13 protein-coding genes, 1 pseudogene and 1 other annotated feature (1 of these 15 cut by a window edge) are annotated in these 17290 nt (G+C 46.5%); of the genes and pseudogenes, 1 reads left to right on the top strand and 13 read right to left on the bottom strand.

All coding sequences use genetic code 11. The features are described 5' to 3' along the window. The 3 genes and pseudogenes from AAV90_RS15440 to AAV90_RS09945 form a co-directional block, all read right to left on the bottom strand. Window positions 1–494 (bottom strand): annotated as a pseudogene (locus AAV90_RS15440) (VWA containing CoxE family protein); the annotation flags it as partial. Between the two features lie 34 nt (window positions 495–528). After that, window positions 529–1395, bottom strand: a complete 867-nt coding sequence (locus tag AAV90_RS09940) for an AAA family ATPase (protein WP_046498454.1) — start codon at window positions 1393–1395, stop codon at window positions 529–531. Between the two features lie 74 nt (window positions 1396–1469). Further along, window positions 1470–2708, bottom strand: coding sequence for a BaiN/RdsA family NAD(P)/FAD-dependent oxidoreductase (locus AAV90_RS09945; RefSeq protein WP_046498456.1), 1239 nt, complete (start codon window positions 2706–2708; stop codon window positions 1470–1472). A 362-nt stretch (window positions 2709–3070) separates the two neighbouring features. Between AAV90_RS09945 and AAV90_RS09950 the strand changes: the two genes are divergently transcribed. Next, window positions 3071–3634 (top strand): hypothetical protein, encoded by a 564-nt coding sequence (locus tag AAV90_RS09950; RefSeq protein ID WP_046498459.1) that lies wholly within the window; start codon window positions 3071–3073, stop codon window positions 3632–3634. Window positions 3635–4173: 539 nt separating this feature from the next. On the opposite strand, the gene AAV90_RS09960 is transcribed toward AAV90_RS09950, so the two are convergent. The 10 genes from AAV90_RS09960 to ilvD form a co-directional block, all read right to left on the bottom strand. Next, complete coding sequence (locus AAV90_RS09960) at window positions 4174–5202, bottom strand: nucleotidyltransferase family protein (RefSeq protein WP_046498463.1); 1029 nt, start codon at window positions 5200–5202, stop codon at window positions 4174–4176. A 19-nt stretch (window positions 5203–5221) separates the two neighbouring features. Continuing rightward, window positions 5222–6817, bottom strand: a complete 1596-nt coding sequence (gene cimA, locus AAV90_RS09965; protein WP_046498469.1) for a citramalate synthase — start codon at window positions 6815–6817, stop codon at window positions 5222–5224. A gap of 160 nt (window positions 6818–6977) precedes the next feature. After that, a complete protein-coding gene (gene leuB, locus AAV90_RS09970; RefSeq protein ID WP_046498471.1) occupies window positions 6978–8051 on the bottom strand; it encodes a 3-isopropylmalate dehydrogenase in 1074 nt (357 codons plus the stop codon). A 35-nt stretch (window positions 8052–8086) separates the two neighbouring features. After that, complete coding sequence (gene leuD, locus AAV90_RS09975; protein WP_046498473.1) at window positions 8087–8581, bottom strand: 3-isopropylmalate dehydratase small subunit; 495 nt, start codon at window positions 8579–8581, stop codon at window positions 8087–8089. Between the two features lie 82 nt (window positions 8582–8663). Then, window positions 8664–9926 (bottom strand): 3-isopropylmalate dehydratase large subunit, encoded by a 1263-nt coding sequence (gene leuC / locus AAV90_RS09980; RefSeq protein WP_046498474.1) that lies wholly within the window; start codon window positions 9924–9926, stop codon window positions 8664–8666. 199 nt (window positions 9927–10125) lie between these two features. Further along, window positions 10126–11658 (bottom strand): 2-isopropylmalate synthase, encoded by a 1533-nt coding sequence (locus AAV90_RS09985; protein WP_046498478.1) that lies wholly within the window; start codon window positions 11656–11658, stop codon window positions 10126–10128. 79 nt (window positions 11659–11737) lie between these two features. Then, window positions 11738–12751, bottom strand: a complete 1014-nt coding sequence (gene ilvC / locus AAV90_RS09990) for a ketol-acid reductoisomerase (protein WP_046498480.1) — start codon at window positions 12749–12751, stop codon at window positions 11738–11740. After that, window positions 12732–13253, bottom strand: coding sequence for an acetolactate synthase small subunit (gene ilvN, locus AAV90_RS09995; protein WP_046498483.1), 522 nt, complete (start codon window positions 13251–13253; stop codon window positions 12732–12734). The genes ilvC and ilvN overlap by 20 nt, the downstream gene beginning before the upstream one ends. Continuing rightward, a complete protein-coding gene (ilvB, locus tag AAV90_RS10000) occupies window positions 13246–14934 on the bottom strand; it encodes a biosynthetic-type acetolactate synthase large subunit (RefSeq protein ID WP_046498485.1) in 1689 nt (562 codons plus the stop codon). Before ilvB ends, ilvN begins: the two co-directional genes overlap by 8 nt. Before the next feature lie 185 nt (window positions 14935–15119). Continuing rightward, a complete protein-coding gene (gene ilvD, locus AAV90_RS10005) occupies window positions 15120–16781 on the bottom strand; it encodes a dihydroxy-acid dehydratase (protein WP_046498487.1) in 1662 nt (553 codons plus the stop codon). Between the two features lie 291 nt (window positions 16782–17072). Next, window positions 17073–17290: a binding site (T-box leader), on the bottom strand; it runs 37 nt beyond the window's last position.

Genomic DNA, 17290 nt, shown 5'->3' on the forward strand with positions numbered 1-17290 from the left:
ATTCCGGCCACTTTTACCGCCGATAAATTACGGGATTGCCCACCCACCCGGATACCTCCCGGATGATAGCCGGAGTGTCCAAATGGCGATGTACCACCGGTTCCAACCCAGTGATTACCGCCATGGTGTTCCTCTGTCTGCTCCCTAAGCCTTTCTTCCAGCATCCGTTTCATTTCGTCCATATCCAGTTGCCGATGGTTGCGCCGCATCTCATCGGTTATTTCAATAGGCGGCAGCTCTTTATCGAGCCAATCCCAGATTTTGTCCGGCAAGCCTTCCGGGGTCTCTATATAGCCAAAAAAACTGGCAAAAGCCAGATCAAATCGATCATAATGAGCTTCGGTTTTAACGAGCACCGAGCGGCAAAGCTGATAAAAACCGGTCAGGCTGGAGCCAGCCATGCCCATATCCAAGGCTTCCATTAGGGTTTGCCATTCATTCATGGAAACCGGTACCCCAAAATTCTTCAGATAGTAATAAAATTTTGTAAACATGATCCACCTCCCTGTAGATTACGCGAGGCAGTGCTTAGCGATAAAAATTGCTGCGGGGCTGAGGTCGATTCTGGGTTTTGTTGTAGAGCTGGTTTAGAAGCGTATCAAGATCCTCGTTTTTCTTTAACAATACCCCTAAAAAAGGTAATTCCTGTTTTATTTTATTAGGGCTTATGCCTCCCACTACCAGAGCCTGCAACCAATCGATCAATTCGCTGGTGCTGGGTTTTTTCTGTAGGTTGGGAATGTTTCTTAACATATAAAAGGTTTCCATGGCCTGTTCCAGAAGCCGTTTTTCCACGTTGGGATGGTGCACCCGGATAATCTTCTCCATCGCTTCGGCATCCGGAAATTCAATATAGTGAAAGATGCATCTTCTTAAAAAGGCGTCCGGTAATTCTTTCTCCGCGTTGCTGGTAATTATTACGATAGGCCTGGTCTTGGCACTTATGGTTTCCTTGGTTTCAGGGATGTAGAAGGTCATCTGATCCAGTTCCCAAAGCAAGTCGTTGGGAAACTCCAGATCCGCCTTGTCGATTTCATCTATCAGGAGTACCACTTGCTGATCGGCCTGAAAGGCTTCACCCAGCTTGCCCAGTTTTATATACTGTTTGATATCTGCGACATTATGCTCTCCAAACTGACTGTCATAGAGCCTCTGCACAGTGTCGTACACATACAGTCCTTCTTGAGCCTTGGTGGTTGATTTAATATTCCATATAATCAGTTCCTTATCCAACGCGTCAGCAATACTCTGCGCTAAAACGGTTTTGCCGGTTCCGGGTTCCCCTTTAATTAGCAAGGGCTTACCTAAAGCCATAGCAATATTTACGCTGTTTCTTAAATCATCGGAAACGATATAATCACTCGATCCTGTATACTGAACTAATTTTCTAGCCATTATCCTTTATCTCCTCCAGTCCGCCAGGTTAGCTTGCAGGTCAAATTTCATAGTAACAGATACCCGACCTCTAGTCAACGCGCAGCATTTCGGCCCGCTACAAAGCCGGTAGAAAAAGCCGACTGTAGATTATAGCCGCCGGTATAACCGTCTACATCCAGGACTTCGCCCGCGAAATATAGCCCTTGGACGAGTTTGGACTCCATGGTTTGAGGATTTACCTCTTTTACACTAACCCCGCCAGCGGTAACGATGGCCTCGGCCAAGGGACGGGTCTTGGTTATGGTCAAGGTAAAGCTTTTTAGCAGTCTGACTATTGCCAGCCGTTCGGTACGGCTGATCTGATGACAAGGCTTTTCGGGATCAATGCCGGCCAAGTCAATAAAAACCGGTATCAACTTCTGGGGCAGAAGTTCATTTAAGGCGTTTTTAAAATGTTTGCGGGAATATTTATCAAAATCCCTTAAAACCCGGTCATTAAGCCTGTTTTCATCCAGAGCCGGTTTTAAATCCAGCTTAACAGTGACCGGCTGTTTTTCATGGTACAAATATTCCCCAATATCCCTGCTCATGGATAGAATTATCGGGCCGGAAAGACCGAAATGGGTAAACAGCAACTCACCAAAGTCGCTGTTTATTTTTTTTCCAGCAGCGGTATAGGCGGTAGCTGTCACATTTTTCAGACTCAGTCCCTGCAAATCCTTGATCCAGTTCTCCTCCACAACTAACGGAACCAACCCCGGCCGGGGTTTTATAATGGTATGTCCCAGACTCTGCGCCCACTGGTAGCCATCCCCGGTAGAACCGGTACCCGGATAGGACATCCCTCCGGTGGCAATAATAACGGCATCTGCCGCCATAAAACCTTGGTTGGTTTCCACCCCGGCAACTTTGCCGTTATCCGGCTCAATCCTTAACACCTTAACCGAAGTTATTACATTCACCCCGGCCACTCTAGCGTAGTTATATAAGAGATCCACTACATCTTGGGCATTATCTGATACCGGGAAAACCCGGTTACCTCTCTCAACTTTCGTTTTTAAGCCCCGCTTATTAAAAAAATTCACCAGATCATCTTTAGAAAATTCATGCAAGACACTGTACAGGAAACGGCCGTTGCCGGGAATTGCCTTTATAAAGCTCTCCAGATCCACGTCAGCGGTAATATTGCAACGTCCTTTGCCGGTAATTCTTAGTTTGCTACCTACCCGGTCTTTTTTTTCCAAAAGCCAGACCCGGCCCCCCTGTTCAGCCGCCTGCCCTGCTGCCATCATACCGGCTGGGCCGGCCCCGATTACGATAATATCTTTCATCCTTACCTCCGAAACGGCTTTAAAATATGGTTAGCCAGTCTCCATTGCGGTGCCCTTTAGCGCTAAGGAGGCTGCAGCCTTAACATGTCGAGAGGAACACACATAGATTCATGTAGGGGAGCAGCCCTGCCACCGTGGGCTTCGTTTTAGATATAAATAAATTAAACCCTTTGTCATCTATTTATACCACAGCCGATTAGCGCAGACCAGTTTATACCTGTTTCAAGATAAATCAAACTTATTGTGGACTGAAATTAACCCATCTTTACTCTTAGTTTTTTTTTGGCTTTCATTGTCTATGGCTGATAAACATAGTACAATAGACGTTACTCGAGGGATTATTGAAAGAGAGGTAGGAGGAATTGGAAAACACAGTTAGGACTGGTGTACCTAAATGGATATGGGTGGTTATCATCGCTTTATTGGCCAGCATGTACAGTTATGCAGCCTTTTTTGATCCCACTCGCCCCGATAAGATAGTCGAGGATTTTTATCAAGCTTATTTTACCAAGGATTATGATACAGTCGCCCATGATTTAAGTGTATTCTGGTCAGTAAGGTTCCTTCCCCAATATGCTGAAATGTCCCCGGAAGAATTAGTAAACAATCGTGCCAAGGTCGAAAAGGATATCAGCCAAGTAATTGCCGCCATTGAGAAGGATAACCCTAGCCCTCAAAATTTCGAAATCGAAATTAAGAAGCCCTATACGAAGGTGGGCAACTACAGCGCAGTAGTATTTTATGAGTTTAAAGAAAAGAATGTCAGCCAAGGCATGGAAGCCGCTCTGTTGATTAAAGAAAAAGGCCAATTTCGTATTTTTATCATGTCGCCGGTAGATGCCAAGAGTCTCGACCAGGTCAATGCCTCCATAGACATCAAGGAACTAGATGCAAATTTCAAGGAGCTGCTGGAGACTAAAGCCTAATAATAGACGCGGATCACGCGGATCTCCGCGGATTTACGCGGTTTTATTAGATATTTAAACCACCGTAGCGGAAGCTTTAGCTTCCGGTGGGAAGCAGAGCTTTCCGTATCACGCAACATTTTCATAGGTGGTTGTGGCCTGCGGACATGGGTGGTTAATAAGAATAATCTGTGTAAATCTGTCTGATCAAGGCCAATTTCGTATTTTTATCATGTCGCCGGTAGATGCCAAGAGTCTCGACCAGGTCAATGCCTCCATAGACATCAAGGAACTAGATGCAAATTTCAAGGAGCTGCTGGAGACTAAAGCCTAATAATAGACGCGGATCACGCGGATCTCCGCGGATTTACGCAGTTTTATTAGATATTTAAACCACCGTAGCGGAAGCTTTAGCTTCCGGTGGGAAGCAGAGCTTTCCGTATCACGCAACATTTTCATAGGTAGTTGTGGCCTGCGGACATGGGTGGTTAATAAGAATAATCTGTGTAAATCTGTCTGATCTGTGTTATCTGTGTCTATTAAAACCGCGTTATCCGCGTCTATTCATTTTCCGGTACAATTATACTGCCATCGCCTAGGCGGGAACGGCTGGCAATCGTGGCTCCCGAACTCAGGTAAGATCCCCGTCCGATTCTGCACAGTGATCCCACTACGGCTTCTTTAATAACCGTATTTTCCCCCACTCTGGTATCATTCCAAACGACTGTATTCTCCAAAAATACGTTATCTTCGATATGACATCCCGAGCCGATAACGACCTGCCCTTTAAAAGTAACATTGTTACCCACCCTAACTCCGTTGCCTAACAACCGACCGCCTTGGTTTTCATTTTCCACCAGCTGACCCTGGTAGTTTACGTCTACCCGGCCGCATAAAATATCCGCATGGGCCTGGCGATACGTATTTATGTTGCCCACATCACACCAGTAGTCATCTATGACATGACCGTAAAAAGGGGCTTTTTTTTGTACGAGTGTTGGAAACACCTGTTTGCCGAAATCATAAAACTCGTCTGCCGGAATGTAGGAAAATATTTCCGGTTCAAAAACGTATATTCCGGTATTGGCGGTTTTACTTAATGCCTCCTGGGGCTGTGGTTTTTCTTGAAACTTCTCAATTCTGCCCTTTTCGTCAGTAACTACAACCCCGAATTGTTCTACATGATCTACCGGTTTTAAAGCGATGGTAGCCAGGGCTCCATTGCGGCGGTGCTCTTTTAGCAGTTCCTCCAGGTTGATATCTGTCAGGGCGTCTCCGCTGATGACAACAAATGTCTCATCAAAAAACCAGGCACATTTTTTAACCCCGCCAGCGGTTCCCATAAGCTCAGGTTCAGGGGAATAAATCATGTTCACGCCCCAGGACTCACCTGCAGCAAAATAGTCCCTGATAACATCGCCGTGGTAATGCAGATTAGCGATCACATCTGCAAATCCATATTTTGCAAGCAAATCCAGCGTATTTTCCATTAACGGCCGGTTCGCCATAGGTATCATGGGTTTAGGTATATCGGCTGTCATCGGCATCAGCCTTGATCCTACCCCAGCCGCCATTATCATTGCCTTCATAGTAACCTCCACACCTTGACTAGGCTTCCAGGCGCTTGGTTCGTTCAGCGAATAATTGCCTTTTCATCATCATGTAATTTATGCTGTCGACCAGGGCCTGATAGGACGCTTCGATAATGTTTTCGGAGACACCTACCGTAGTCCATTTTTCATGCTGGTCAGAGGATTCGATCAATACCCTGACTTTGGCAGCCGTAGCTTCCTGGCCATTTAGCACTCTGACCTTATAATCCGTAAGATGCATCTCATTTATTTCCGGATAAACGTCATACAGGGCTTTGCGCAGGGAATTATCCAGGGCATTAACCGGCCCGTCACCTTCTGCCGCGGTATGAACTATTTCACTGCCGATAGCTAGTTTAATCATGGCCTCGGAAATTATCTCATTATCTACCGTCTTTTCCAGGATAATTTTCAGGTTTTTCAGTTGGAAGTAATCTTCATATTGGTTAAACGCCTTACGCAACAAGAGTTCCAGGGAAGCATCGGCTCCTTCAAACTGGTAGCCGTCATTTTCCAGTTCTTTGATTTTCTTGGTTAGCTGCTTGGTTTCGTCACTGTATTTATTTATATCAATCCCCAACTCCTGCGCCTTATACTGCAGATTAGACAGGCCCGCCAGTTCGGATACCAAGACCCGGCGATGGTTACCGACCGCCTCTGGATTAATATGTTCGTAGGTTAAAGAATCTTTCAGCAACGCACTTACATGAATACCGGCTTTGTGGGCAAAAGCCCCGTAACCTACAAAAGGCTGATTGTTGCTGCCCGGCATATTAGCAATCTCACTTACGTAATGTGAGACCTCGGTAAGGTGTTTAAGTTTTCCGTCCGGTAAACATTTAAGATCCATCTTTAGTTCCAGGTTGGGTATAATCGAGCATAGATCCGCATTTCCACAGCGTTCGCCATAGCTGTTGATAGTACCCTGCACCTGTACACAGCCGTTCTGCACCGCAATCAAGCTATTGCTGACCGCACAGGCTGAATCATTATGGGTATGGATTCCCAGTGGTGCAGTGCTCCTGCTCCTGACCTGGTTAATAATCTGGGCAATTTCCCAGGGCATGCAGCCGCCGTTGGTATCGCAAAGAACCAGACAATCTGCTCCGGCCTGGGCCGCCGTCTCCAGTACCTGCAGGGCATAATCAGGATTGCGCTTATAGCCATCAAAAAAATGTTCGGCATCAAAAAAAACTTCAAATCCCTTATCTTTTAGGTAAGCGATTGATTCTCCAACCATGCTGAGATTTTCCTCCAAGGTGGTTTCCAAAGCCCGCAGGACATGAAAATCCCAAGACTTGCCTACCAGCGTAGCCACCTTGACCCCTGATTCCAGCAGAGATTTCATGATGATATCGTCTTGTACCCTCACACCCGCCTTGCGGGTAAAACTAAAAGCCGAAAGCTTGGCGTTTTCCCAGGGATAATCCCGCATGGCCTGGAAAAATGCCATATCCTTGGGGTTGCTGCCTGGCCATCCGCCTTCGATATAAGACACACCCAGAAAATCGAGTTTGCGTGCTATTTTTATTTTGTCCTCCACCGATAAGGAAATCCCTTCCCCCTGGGAGCCATCCCTTAAAGTTGTGTCATAGATTAAAACATCCAACATCTTATCCCCAATTTATTTTCCTCCTTCAATAGACGAGGTTTTTTTGTTTCCCTTGATGGTAACCAATTTGCCTTCACATCCAAGGGGAGAAAATCCCCCTGGATTAAATTATATCCTGGATTACCTGACCAACCCCACAATTTTATTTTATGGCTTAAAACTAAGCATTACTTATATAGCCGGCCACCACGTCTCCCATTTCCACAGTCCCCACCGGCTTACTGCCATCCTCCATAATATCAGGAGTCCGGTAACCCTCTGCAACCGCCTTGCTGACTGCCTGCTCGACAATTACAGCTTCTTTTTCCAAATTAAACGAGTAGCGCAGCATCATGGCTGCAGATAATATGGTGGCCAGCGGATTGGCTTTGTTTTGACCGGCTATATCGGGGGCGCTGCCATGCGAGGGTTCATACATGCCTACTTTGCCGCCAATCGAAGCACTGGGCAGCATACCAATAGAACCGGTCAACATGGAAGCTTCATCGGTCAAAATGTCGCCGAACATATTCTCAGTTACGATTACGTCAAACTGCTTGGGATTTCTGATCAACTGCATGGCGCAATTATCAACATACATATGAGTAGTTTCCACATCCGGATATTCCTTGGCCAGCTCCATAACTGTTTCCCGCCACAGGCGCGAAGTTTCGATAACATTGGCTTTGTCAACTGAGCACAATTTATTTCTGCGCTTGCGGGCTACCTCATAGGCATAACGGACTATCCGTTCAATCTCAAAAGTGGTATAGCTTAATACATCGGTTGCCTTAATGCCACCTTCTACTTCCTGGCGGCTCTTCTCCCCAAAATATAGACCCCCGGTTAATTCCCGGAGAACAATGAGATCCACCCCGGCAATCGTTTCCTCCTTAAGGGTGGAAGCATGGGTCAGACCCGGGAATAAGAAACAGGGACGCAGATTGGCATAAAGGCCCAGTTCCTTGCGCAGCGGCAAAAGCGCTCCCACTTCAGGACGCAAGTGTACCGGCAGTTGTTCCCATTTGGGGCCGCCAATAGCTCCCAGTAACACCGCATCCGACTGTCGGCAGATTTTTAAAGTGTCATCCGGCAGCGGATGGCCAGTAGCATCATAAGCTTCCCCGCCCACCAAGGCTTCTGTATACTCAAACTGGTGATTAAATTTCTCTCCGATAACCTGCAGGACTTTAACCGCCTCGGGTACGATTTCTACTCCAATACCATCTCCTGGTAGTACCGCAATTTTATACATATACCTTCTCCTTCCTAATAAAGCCTTAAACATTTTTAGGTGCTTACTTTGGCACGTACATATTCGATCAAACCGCCTCTATCCATAATCTCCTGCATAAATTCAGGGAACGGTGCGGCCTGATAGTTTTCGCCTGTTCTCAGGTTGGTTATTCGGCCGGTTTTAGGCTCTACTTCCAACGTATCTCCTTCAGATATGGCATCCACCGCTTCTGGTGATTCCAAGATAGGCAAACCTATATTAACCGCGTTGCGATAGAATATGCGGGCAAAGGATTTGGCAATTACGCAAGATACACCGGCAGCTTTGATGGCAATGGGTGCATGTTCCCGCGAACTGCCGCAACCAAAGTTCTTTTCAGCTACGATAATATCGCCGGGCTTTACTTTAACGGGAAAATCAGGATCGGCATCCTCCATACAATGTTTGGCCAATTCTGCCGGTTCAAAGGTGTTTAAATACCGCGCGGGTATAATCGCATCGGTGTCTATATCATTACCAAACTTATAAACCTGTCCGCTAAATTTCATATTAAAACCTCCTGGTCTAATTTTGCGGTTTATTACATATTCTATGGTTCCTTTAATCGATACAGCTTTTTATCCCGGCTGCTTACTTAATTTCCCAGGGAGCCGTTATTCTCCCTTTTATTGCACTGGCAGCAGCAACTGCCGGATTGCACAGATAGACTTCGCTTTCCGGATGGCCCATCCTGCCAACAAAATTACGATTAGTAGTAGCCAGGGCTTTTTCTCCTTTGGCTAAAATGCCCATATGTCCACCCAGACACGGCCCACAAGTTGGCGTACTGATTACCGCACCCGCCTCCACAAATGTTTCAATGTAGCCTTTGCGCAGAGCTTCAAGGTAGATATTCTGGGTACCGGGGAAAATAATTACCCTTAATTCAGGGTGAACTTTATGTCCCTTAAGTATTTGCGCGGCCGTTTCAAGATCCTCGATCCGTCCGTTGGTACAAGAGCCGATAACTACTTGATCCAGCATTACGTGAACGGCTTCGCTAACCGGACGGGTATTCTCCGGCAGGTGGGGAAAAGCCACTAGCGGCTCCATCTTTGCTACGTCATACTCAAAAACGTTTGCATATACCGCATCGTTATCTGACTGATAGACCGTATAAGGCCTTTGGGCCCGGCCTTTGACATAAGCCAGAGTTATATCATCGGGGGCAATAATTCCGTTTTTTCCACCGGCTTCAATGGCCATATTAGCCATAGAAAAACGATTATCTATGGATAAATTAGAAATCGCCTCACCGGTGAACTCCATCGACATATAACGAGCTCCATCTACACCTATATCACCGATGGCATGCAGAATAAAATCCTTGCCGCCAACAAAAGGCGGAGTCTGACCGTAATAAACGAATTTAAGGCTTTCCGGTACCTTGAACCAGGCTTCGCCGGTTGCCATACCTGCCGCCATATCCGTTGAGCCCACCCCGGTTGCAAAAGCTCCCAGGGCACCATACGTACAGGTATGAGAATCAGCCCCTATAACCAAATCACCGGGCCCTACCAAACCCTGTTCCGGCAGAAGGCAGTGTTCAATCCCCATCCGGCCTATCTCAAAATAATTTTTGATTCCGTAATCACGAGCAAATTCTCTTACAATTTTGGCCTGTTCGGCTGATTTTATATCTTTGTTGGGGGTAAAATGGTCAGGAACCAGCGCCACGCGCTCCTTATCAAATACTTCTTTTAAACCCAGCTTGTCAAATTCAGAAATGGCCACCGGGGCGGTAACGTCATTACCCAGCACCAGATCGAGTTTGCAGTTAATCAATTCACCGGCTTCAACGTATTCTCGGCCAGCGTGGGCGGCCAGGATTTTTTGGCTAATTGTCATTCCCATAAAAGGCTCCTCCTTATGTTGTGGAAATACAAGTGAGACAGGGCAAATATTCCTGACCACTTGGTGACCGAGAGTAGGGATACCCTCCGACAATGATTGTATGGATTATTTAGGATTTTAGTATTTGGCGGCCTGCTTGGCCGCCGCAGCTATGTCTAAGCGAATGTTTATCCGTTAGACATTTGCTTATAAATTAAACCTAAGATCCATTTTCGTGTTGTTTTTCATAATAGTACTTATTAATAGCATGGACATATGATTTAACACTAGCCTCGATAATATCAGTGCTCAAGCCGCGTCCATTATATATTTTTTCACCGATTTCGACTTTGGACAATACCTCACCTAAGGCATCCTTGCCGCCGGTTACGGCATGCAGTTTGTACTCCAAGAGCCTTCCATATATATCTGTTATTTTATCCACTGCATGACAGGCGGCTTCCATCGGTCCTGAACCGGTAGCTGCAGCTTCAAAGGGCATTTTGTCTATCGATAATCTTACCGTAGCCGTAGGTATCATATTGGTACCGCTGGATATGTGCAGATACTCCAAAGTGAATTTTTCCGGTACGGATCGGCCTTGATCCTTAAGCAGGGCTTCTATGTCGTCATCACTGATCTCCTTTTTCTTGTCAGCCAGATCTTTAAATAAAGCAAAGGCCTTTTGCAGTTCGGCTTCGCTTAACTCATAACCTAGTTCCAGCAGACGTTCCTTGAATGCATGCCGACCTGAATGTTTGCCCAACACCAGATTATTCTTGTGCACTCCGACCAACTCGGGACTCATAATCTCGTAGGTGGTTCTTTCTTTTAAGACACCATCCTGATGAATTCCGGACTCATGTGCAAAGGCATTGTTACCGACAATAGCTTTGTTGGATTGAATAAGCATACCGGTCAGGTTACTCACCATACGGCTGGTTTTATAGATTTCATTATATTTTATGTTTACTTCCTTTTGAAAAAAAGCATGCTTGGTATACAAGGCCATAATGATTTCTTCCAGGGAAGCGTTGCCGGCTCGTTCACCTATACCATTGACGGTACATTCTACCTGCCGGGCCCCAGCCCTCAGTCCAGATAAGGAGTTGGCTACGGCCAAACCTAGATCATCGTGACAATGGACGCTGAATATCACCTGTTCATTGTTGGGAATCCGCTCAATAATGGTACGCATGAATTTTTCAAATTCTTCAGGCACCGTATATCCTACTGTGTCGGGCAGATTCACAACAGTTGCCCCAGCAGAGATAACAGCTGCTACTACTTCCGCCAGAAAATCCAAATCACTGCGCGTAGCATCTTCAGCAGAAAACTCTACATCCGGACAAAATTGCCGGGCATATTTGACCGCGTCTACTGCCTGGGCAAGCATTTCAGAACGCGTTTTTTGCAGTTTATACTTAAGGTGTATATCTGAAGTCGCCAGAAAAGTGTGTATACGCGGATTTTCCGCATATTTAAGTGCTTCCCAGGCACGTTCAATATCAGCTCGATTAGCCCGGGCCAGGCCGGCTATAATCGGCCCTTTAACCGTTTGGGCAATAGTCTTGACCGCTTGAAAATCGCCCGGCGAGGCTATGGGGAATCCGGCTTCAATTACATCTACTCCCAAACGGGCCAACTGTTGGGCAATTTCCAGTTTTTCTTCCACATTCAGACTGACTCCCGGTGATTGTTCTCCGTCCCGAAGGGTTGTATCAAAAAGGAATATCCGGTTTTTGTCATTCATTACACATCCCGCCCTTTCCTGCAGGGTGAATTTCTAAGATTTATGGGGGGGATCAGGTCTGAGCCTGATCCCGGTTTAGTTATTTCGTTTCCTTTAACCAGGGCATCATGGCTCTAAGCTCTGCCCCCACCTTTTCAATCTGGTGTTCGCGATTCTGTCTTTTTAAAGCGTTAAACTGAGGACGGCCTACTTGGTTTTCCAATAGCCAGTTTTTAGCAAAGACTCCATCCTGAATATCTTTTAGGGCATCCTGCATGGCCCACCTGACTTCCTCGCCGATTATTTGCGGCCCCTGGAGATAGTCCCCCCATTCAGCGGTATCACTAATGGAATAGCGCATTAGGCTCATCCCGCCTTCATACATTAGATCCACGATCAATTTTAGTTCGTGCAAACATTCAAAATAAGCAATTTCCGGCTGGTATCCTGCTGCAACCAGAGTTTCAAAACCGGCTTTGACCAGTTCGGTAGCTCCGCCGCAAAGTACGCACTGTTCACCAAAGAGATCGGTCTCGGTTTCTTCCTGGAAGCTGGTTTCAATAACCCCGGCGCGGGTACAACCGATGCCGCAAGCATATGCGAGTCCCAGTTCTTTGGCCTGCCCGGTATAATCCTGCTCAACGGCAATCAAACCCGGCACGCCGGCACCTTTTTGATACATACGTCTGACCAGATGACCTGGACTCTTGGGAGCGACCATGAAAACATCCACAAAGTCAGGCGGCACAATTTGGCCAAAATGAATATTAAACCCGTGCGAAAAACCTAATGCATTGCCTTTTACCAGATAGGGTTGAATCTCCTCTTTGTATACCCGGGCTTGTATTTCATCCGGCAGCAGAATATGAATAATATCCCCGGCTTGAGCAGCTTCGGCTACAGTCATAGGAGTAATCCCGGCTTCAATAACCTTGTTCCATTCCTGCTCGGTAAACTCATCACAGGGTTTACGTAATCCTACGACTACCTTGACCCCGCTCTCTTTGAGATTTTGGGCTTGGGCATGACCCTGGGAGCCAAAACCCATTACTGCTACCGTCTTGCCATTTAATAGATTTAGATTTGTGTCAGCATCATAATACATTTTTGCCATTAGTAAAATCCCCCTTAAATTGTTTGTTTCCGCGAACCATGGCTATTTTCCCGGTTCGCACCAATTCCATAATACCAAATGGTCTTAAGGATTCTTCTATCGCATCAATCTTGCCCTCATCCCCGGTAACTTCGATTATAAGGGAAGATCTGCCGATATCGACGATTCTGCCTCGAAAGATATCCACTATCTGTACGATCTCAGCTCGAACTGCCGGATCAGCCTTCACCTTGATCAAGGCCAGTTCTCTTTCTACTGCTTTATCTTGGGTTATATCAACTATTTTGATGACCTCCACCAGTTTATGGAGCTGTTTATTTACCTGTTCAATAACTTTATCGTCTCCCTCGACCACTATTGTCATGCGGGAAACATCAGGGTTCTCGGTTCTGCCCACGGTCAAACTGTCTATGTTGTAGCCGCGGCGCCGAAACAAGGTGGCTACCCGGGTCAAAACCCCGGGGCGATTCTCGACTGTAACCGATAGTGTATGCTTATGCATCTTTCTCACCTCCCAGCATGTTATGCAGGGATTCTCCAGGAGGAACCATGGGATAAACATCGGTTTCCCGTTCTACCCAGAAATCAATTACCACAGGACGATCAGTTATCTCCAGGGCTTTTTGCAAGGCCTTATCGACCTCTTCCATTTTGGTAACCCTCATTCCAAAAGCCCCATAGGCCTCCGCAAGTTTTACAAAATCGGGCTGATGACTCATATCGGTGTGGGAATAGCGTCCTCCGTAGAAAAGGTTCTGCCACTGACGCACCATCCCCAGATAATGATTGTTAAGGATACATATTATAACCGGTAAATTATATTGGGCAGCCGTCCCCAGCTCCTGAATATTCATCTGGATGCTGCCGTCTCCGGCAATATTGATCACCCTTTTGTCCGGGAAGGCCACCTGTGCACCGATGGCTGCCGGAAAACCAAACCCCATGGTTCCTAATCCGCCGGAACTCAAAAAGCTGCGGGGATGATGAAACTTATAATACTGCGCGGTCCACATCTGATGCTGCCCAACTTCAGTTGCTATAATCGCTTTTCCTTGGGTCAGGTCGCAAATTTTTTCGATAACATGTTGGGGCATTATACGGTTTTCTTGGGATGATCCGTAACAAAGCGGGTATTCATCCTTCCAGCGCTCAATCGTGGTATGCCAGGGGCTAAGATCCCGGGCCTTTAGACGCGGCAGCAAAGCCTGCAGGATTTCTTTTAAGTCCCCAACTATGGGCACATCTACCGCCACATTCTTGCCGATTTCAGCAGCGTCAATATCCATATGAATGACTTTGGCATGAGGCGCAAAATGAGATATTTTGCCGGTTACCCGATCATCAAAGCGAACCCCCATGGCAATTAAAACATCACATTCGCCAATAGCGTAGTTAGCATACCGAGTGCCATGCATCCCCAGCATACCTAAAGATAAAGGATTCTTGCCGGGAAAAGCCCCCATCCCCATTAGGGTAGTGGTTACCGGAATTTGCATCATATTGACCATTTCCATTAATTCTTCGGCGGCCCGGGAAGCAATCACACCTCCACCGGCGTATATCACCGGTCTTTCGGCCGCATTTATCAGATTAGCCGCGCTGACCACCTGCCCGGCATTAAAACCTTTCATAACGCGGTAGCCACGAATACTAACCTCTTGAACCGGGCCTGTAAATTCTATTTCATTTTCCATAATGTCTTTGGGCAGATCTATAAGTACTGGCCCAGGCCGATTGCTGTTGGCGATATGGAATGCCTCTCTTACCACCCCGGCTACATCTTCTGTTTTTTCTACCAGATAGCTATGTTTAGTGATTGGTAAGACAATTCCCGTAATATCAGCCTCTTGAAAGGCATCCCGGCCGATCATATGGGTGGGTACCTGTCCGGTAATAGCCACCATCGGTATGGAATCCATATAGGCATTGGCAATACCGGTTACCAGATTGGTAGCCCCCGGCCCTGAAGTTGCTATACAAACCCCGGTCTTGCCGCTGGCTCGGGCGTATCCATCAGCGGCATGTACCGCACCCTGCTCATGTCGCACCAGGATGTGTTTTATATCGGAATTATAAAGAGCATCATAAATCGTTATCGCCTGGCCTCCAGGATAACCAAAGACAACATCCACGCCTTCAGCCTGCAGACAACGCAGGAGTATTTCAGCTCCTCTTAACTTCATAGCTATCCCCTCTTTCAAAGATTGTTTTTATAAATAAAATCAGGTGATTTTTTTATAAACTGTTTTAAATAATTTTCTAAGCATTTGTTTACTTTCTCAGCGATTGTTTATAATCAGAACCTGTGCCGATTAAAATAGCGGGCTTTAGATGGCCCGCTATCTTTCAACTATTTACTGATTGCATATCATTTTAAAAATATTGCACCAGTACTGGCTGACTGTACCATCTCTGCATAACGCTTCATATATCCGGTTGTAATTCGTATGTCGGGGACTTGCCATTTTTCCCTTCTGGCTGCTAAAACGGCTTCGTCCACAAGCAGATCCAGCGTTAGAGCTGGAATATCTATTCGTATAAGGTCGCCTTCTTCTACCAGGGCAATATTGCCACCAGCAGCAGCTTCCGGAGACACGTGTCCAATTGATGCTCCCCGGGTAGCACCGGAAAAGCGTCCATCGGTAATTAAAGCTACCTCGCGGTCCAGGCCCATTCCAGCCACTGCCGAAGTGGGGCTAAGCATCTCCCTCATGCCAGGTCCTCCACGCGGCCCTTCATAACGTATAACGATAACGTCACCCGCTTTAATTTTATGGTTTAAAATTGCTTCTATCGCTTCTTCTTCTGATTCAAAAACTCGAGCCGGTCCCTCATGCTGCATCATTTCCGGAGCAACCGCGCCTTTTTTTACAACAGCTCCGTCAGGTGCCAGATTACCAAAAAGCACTGCTAGCCCGCCGCTATTGCTGTAGGGGTTATCGACCGGACGGATTACTGAATAATCAAGCACCGGCGTAGATAATATATTCTCGCCTATAGTTAAACCGGTAACGGTCAGGGCGCTTTTGTCAATCAAGCCTATTTTATCCAGCTCGTTGTATATAGCCTGCACACCACCGGCCCTGTATAAATCTTCCATATGGTGTTCACCCGCCGGACTGATCTTGCACAGATGCGGGACGATAGCGCTGATTTCGTTAAACTGGGCCAATGGAAGGTCAACCCCGGATTCACTGGCAATCGCCATTAAATGCAATACGGAATTTGTGGAACAGCCAATCGCCATATCCATACACATGGCATTTTTAAATGCCGCGGCCGTCATTATATCAGAGGGGCGGATATCCTTGTCTAATAAATCCATGATCTTCATGCCCGCGGTTTTCGCTAAGCGAATACGCTCTGAATAAACCGCCGGTATGGTTCCGTTACCGGGCAATCCCATGCCCAATGCTTCGGTTAGACAATTCATGGAATTTGCCGTAAACATCCCCGAACACGAACCGCAGCTAGGGCAGGCATCGTTTTCCAACCGGGTTAATTCATCTGCGCTCATTTTTCCACCGGCACTGGCTCCTACTCCTTCAAAAACCTGGGATAGACTTACTTTATTATCTTTGCTTAAACCCGCCAGCATCGGACCGCCGCTAACAAAGATTGCCGGCAGATTTAAGCGCGCCGCCGCCATCAGCATACCTGGTACAACCTTATCACAATTAGGTATAAAGACCAGGGCGTCAAACGCATGAGCTGTGGCCATTATTTCTGCGGAATCAGCAATTAACTCCCGGCTGCCCAGGGAATACTTCATTCCGGTATGATTCATGGCAATACCATCACATACCGCGATTGTTTGAAACTCGAAAGGTATGCCTCCGGCCAGTCTAACTCCTGCCTTTACGGCTTCGGCTATTTTATCCAAATTAATATGGCCGGGTACGATATCATTTTGGGAGTTTACAATACCTATAAAAGGACGCTGCATTTCTTCATCGGTTACGCCCAGGGCCTTGAACAAAGAACGATGGGGGGCTTTTTCCAGTCCTGTTTTAACCTGTTGGCTCTTCATGGTTGATACCTCCTGCAAATCAAGGTATGTGAATATAAATTAGAGAATAGACACAGATTTTCCTCGAATTGGGTTTTTATTAACAAAATGCTGTCTGCAACATCATCGTATATACTCAATAAACCGGTTTTTATGCGAAAGTTTAAATTACCACAGCAGCAACTTTAAAAGTGACCCCGGAATCATTTAAAGTAGCCGCAGGGCGTATTGGGAACCCAGGATAATTGGCAGAAAATTAGAAAATAGACATAAATAGTAATTAAAAAAGGTAATAAAAAAACCCTCGCCCTGGTCAGGGACGAGAGTTATTCCCGCGGTACCACCCTGTTTGTCGCTATCTGTCTGCGACCACTTGGAGCACGCATCTACGATGCGCTATACTTCTTAACGGACTTGTTGCGTCCGGCTTCACCTACTAAGTCTGGCGGCCTTTCAGATCGCGGCTCAGGAATGAGTCACCATATAAAATATTGATACCGGTTTTCAGCTACCCCGGCTCTCTGCAATCA

The organism is Syntrophomonas zehnderi OL-4, assembly GCF_000983115.1.
GTDB classification, from domain to species: domain Bacteria; phylum Bacillota; class Syntrophomonadia; order Syntrophomonadales; family Syntrophomonadaceae; genus Syntrophomonas_B; species Syntrophomonas_B zehnderi.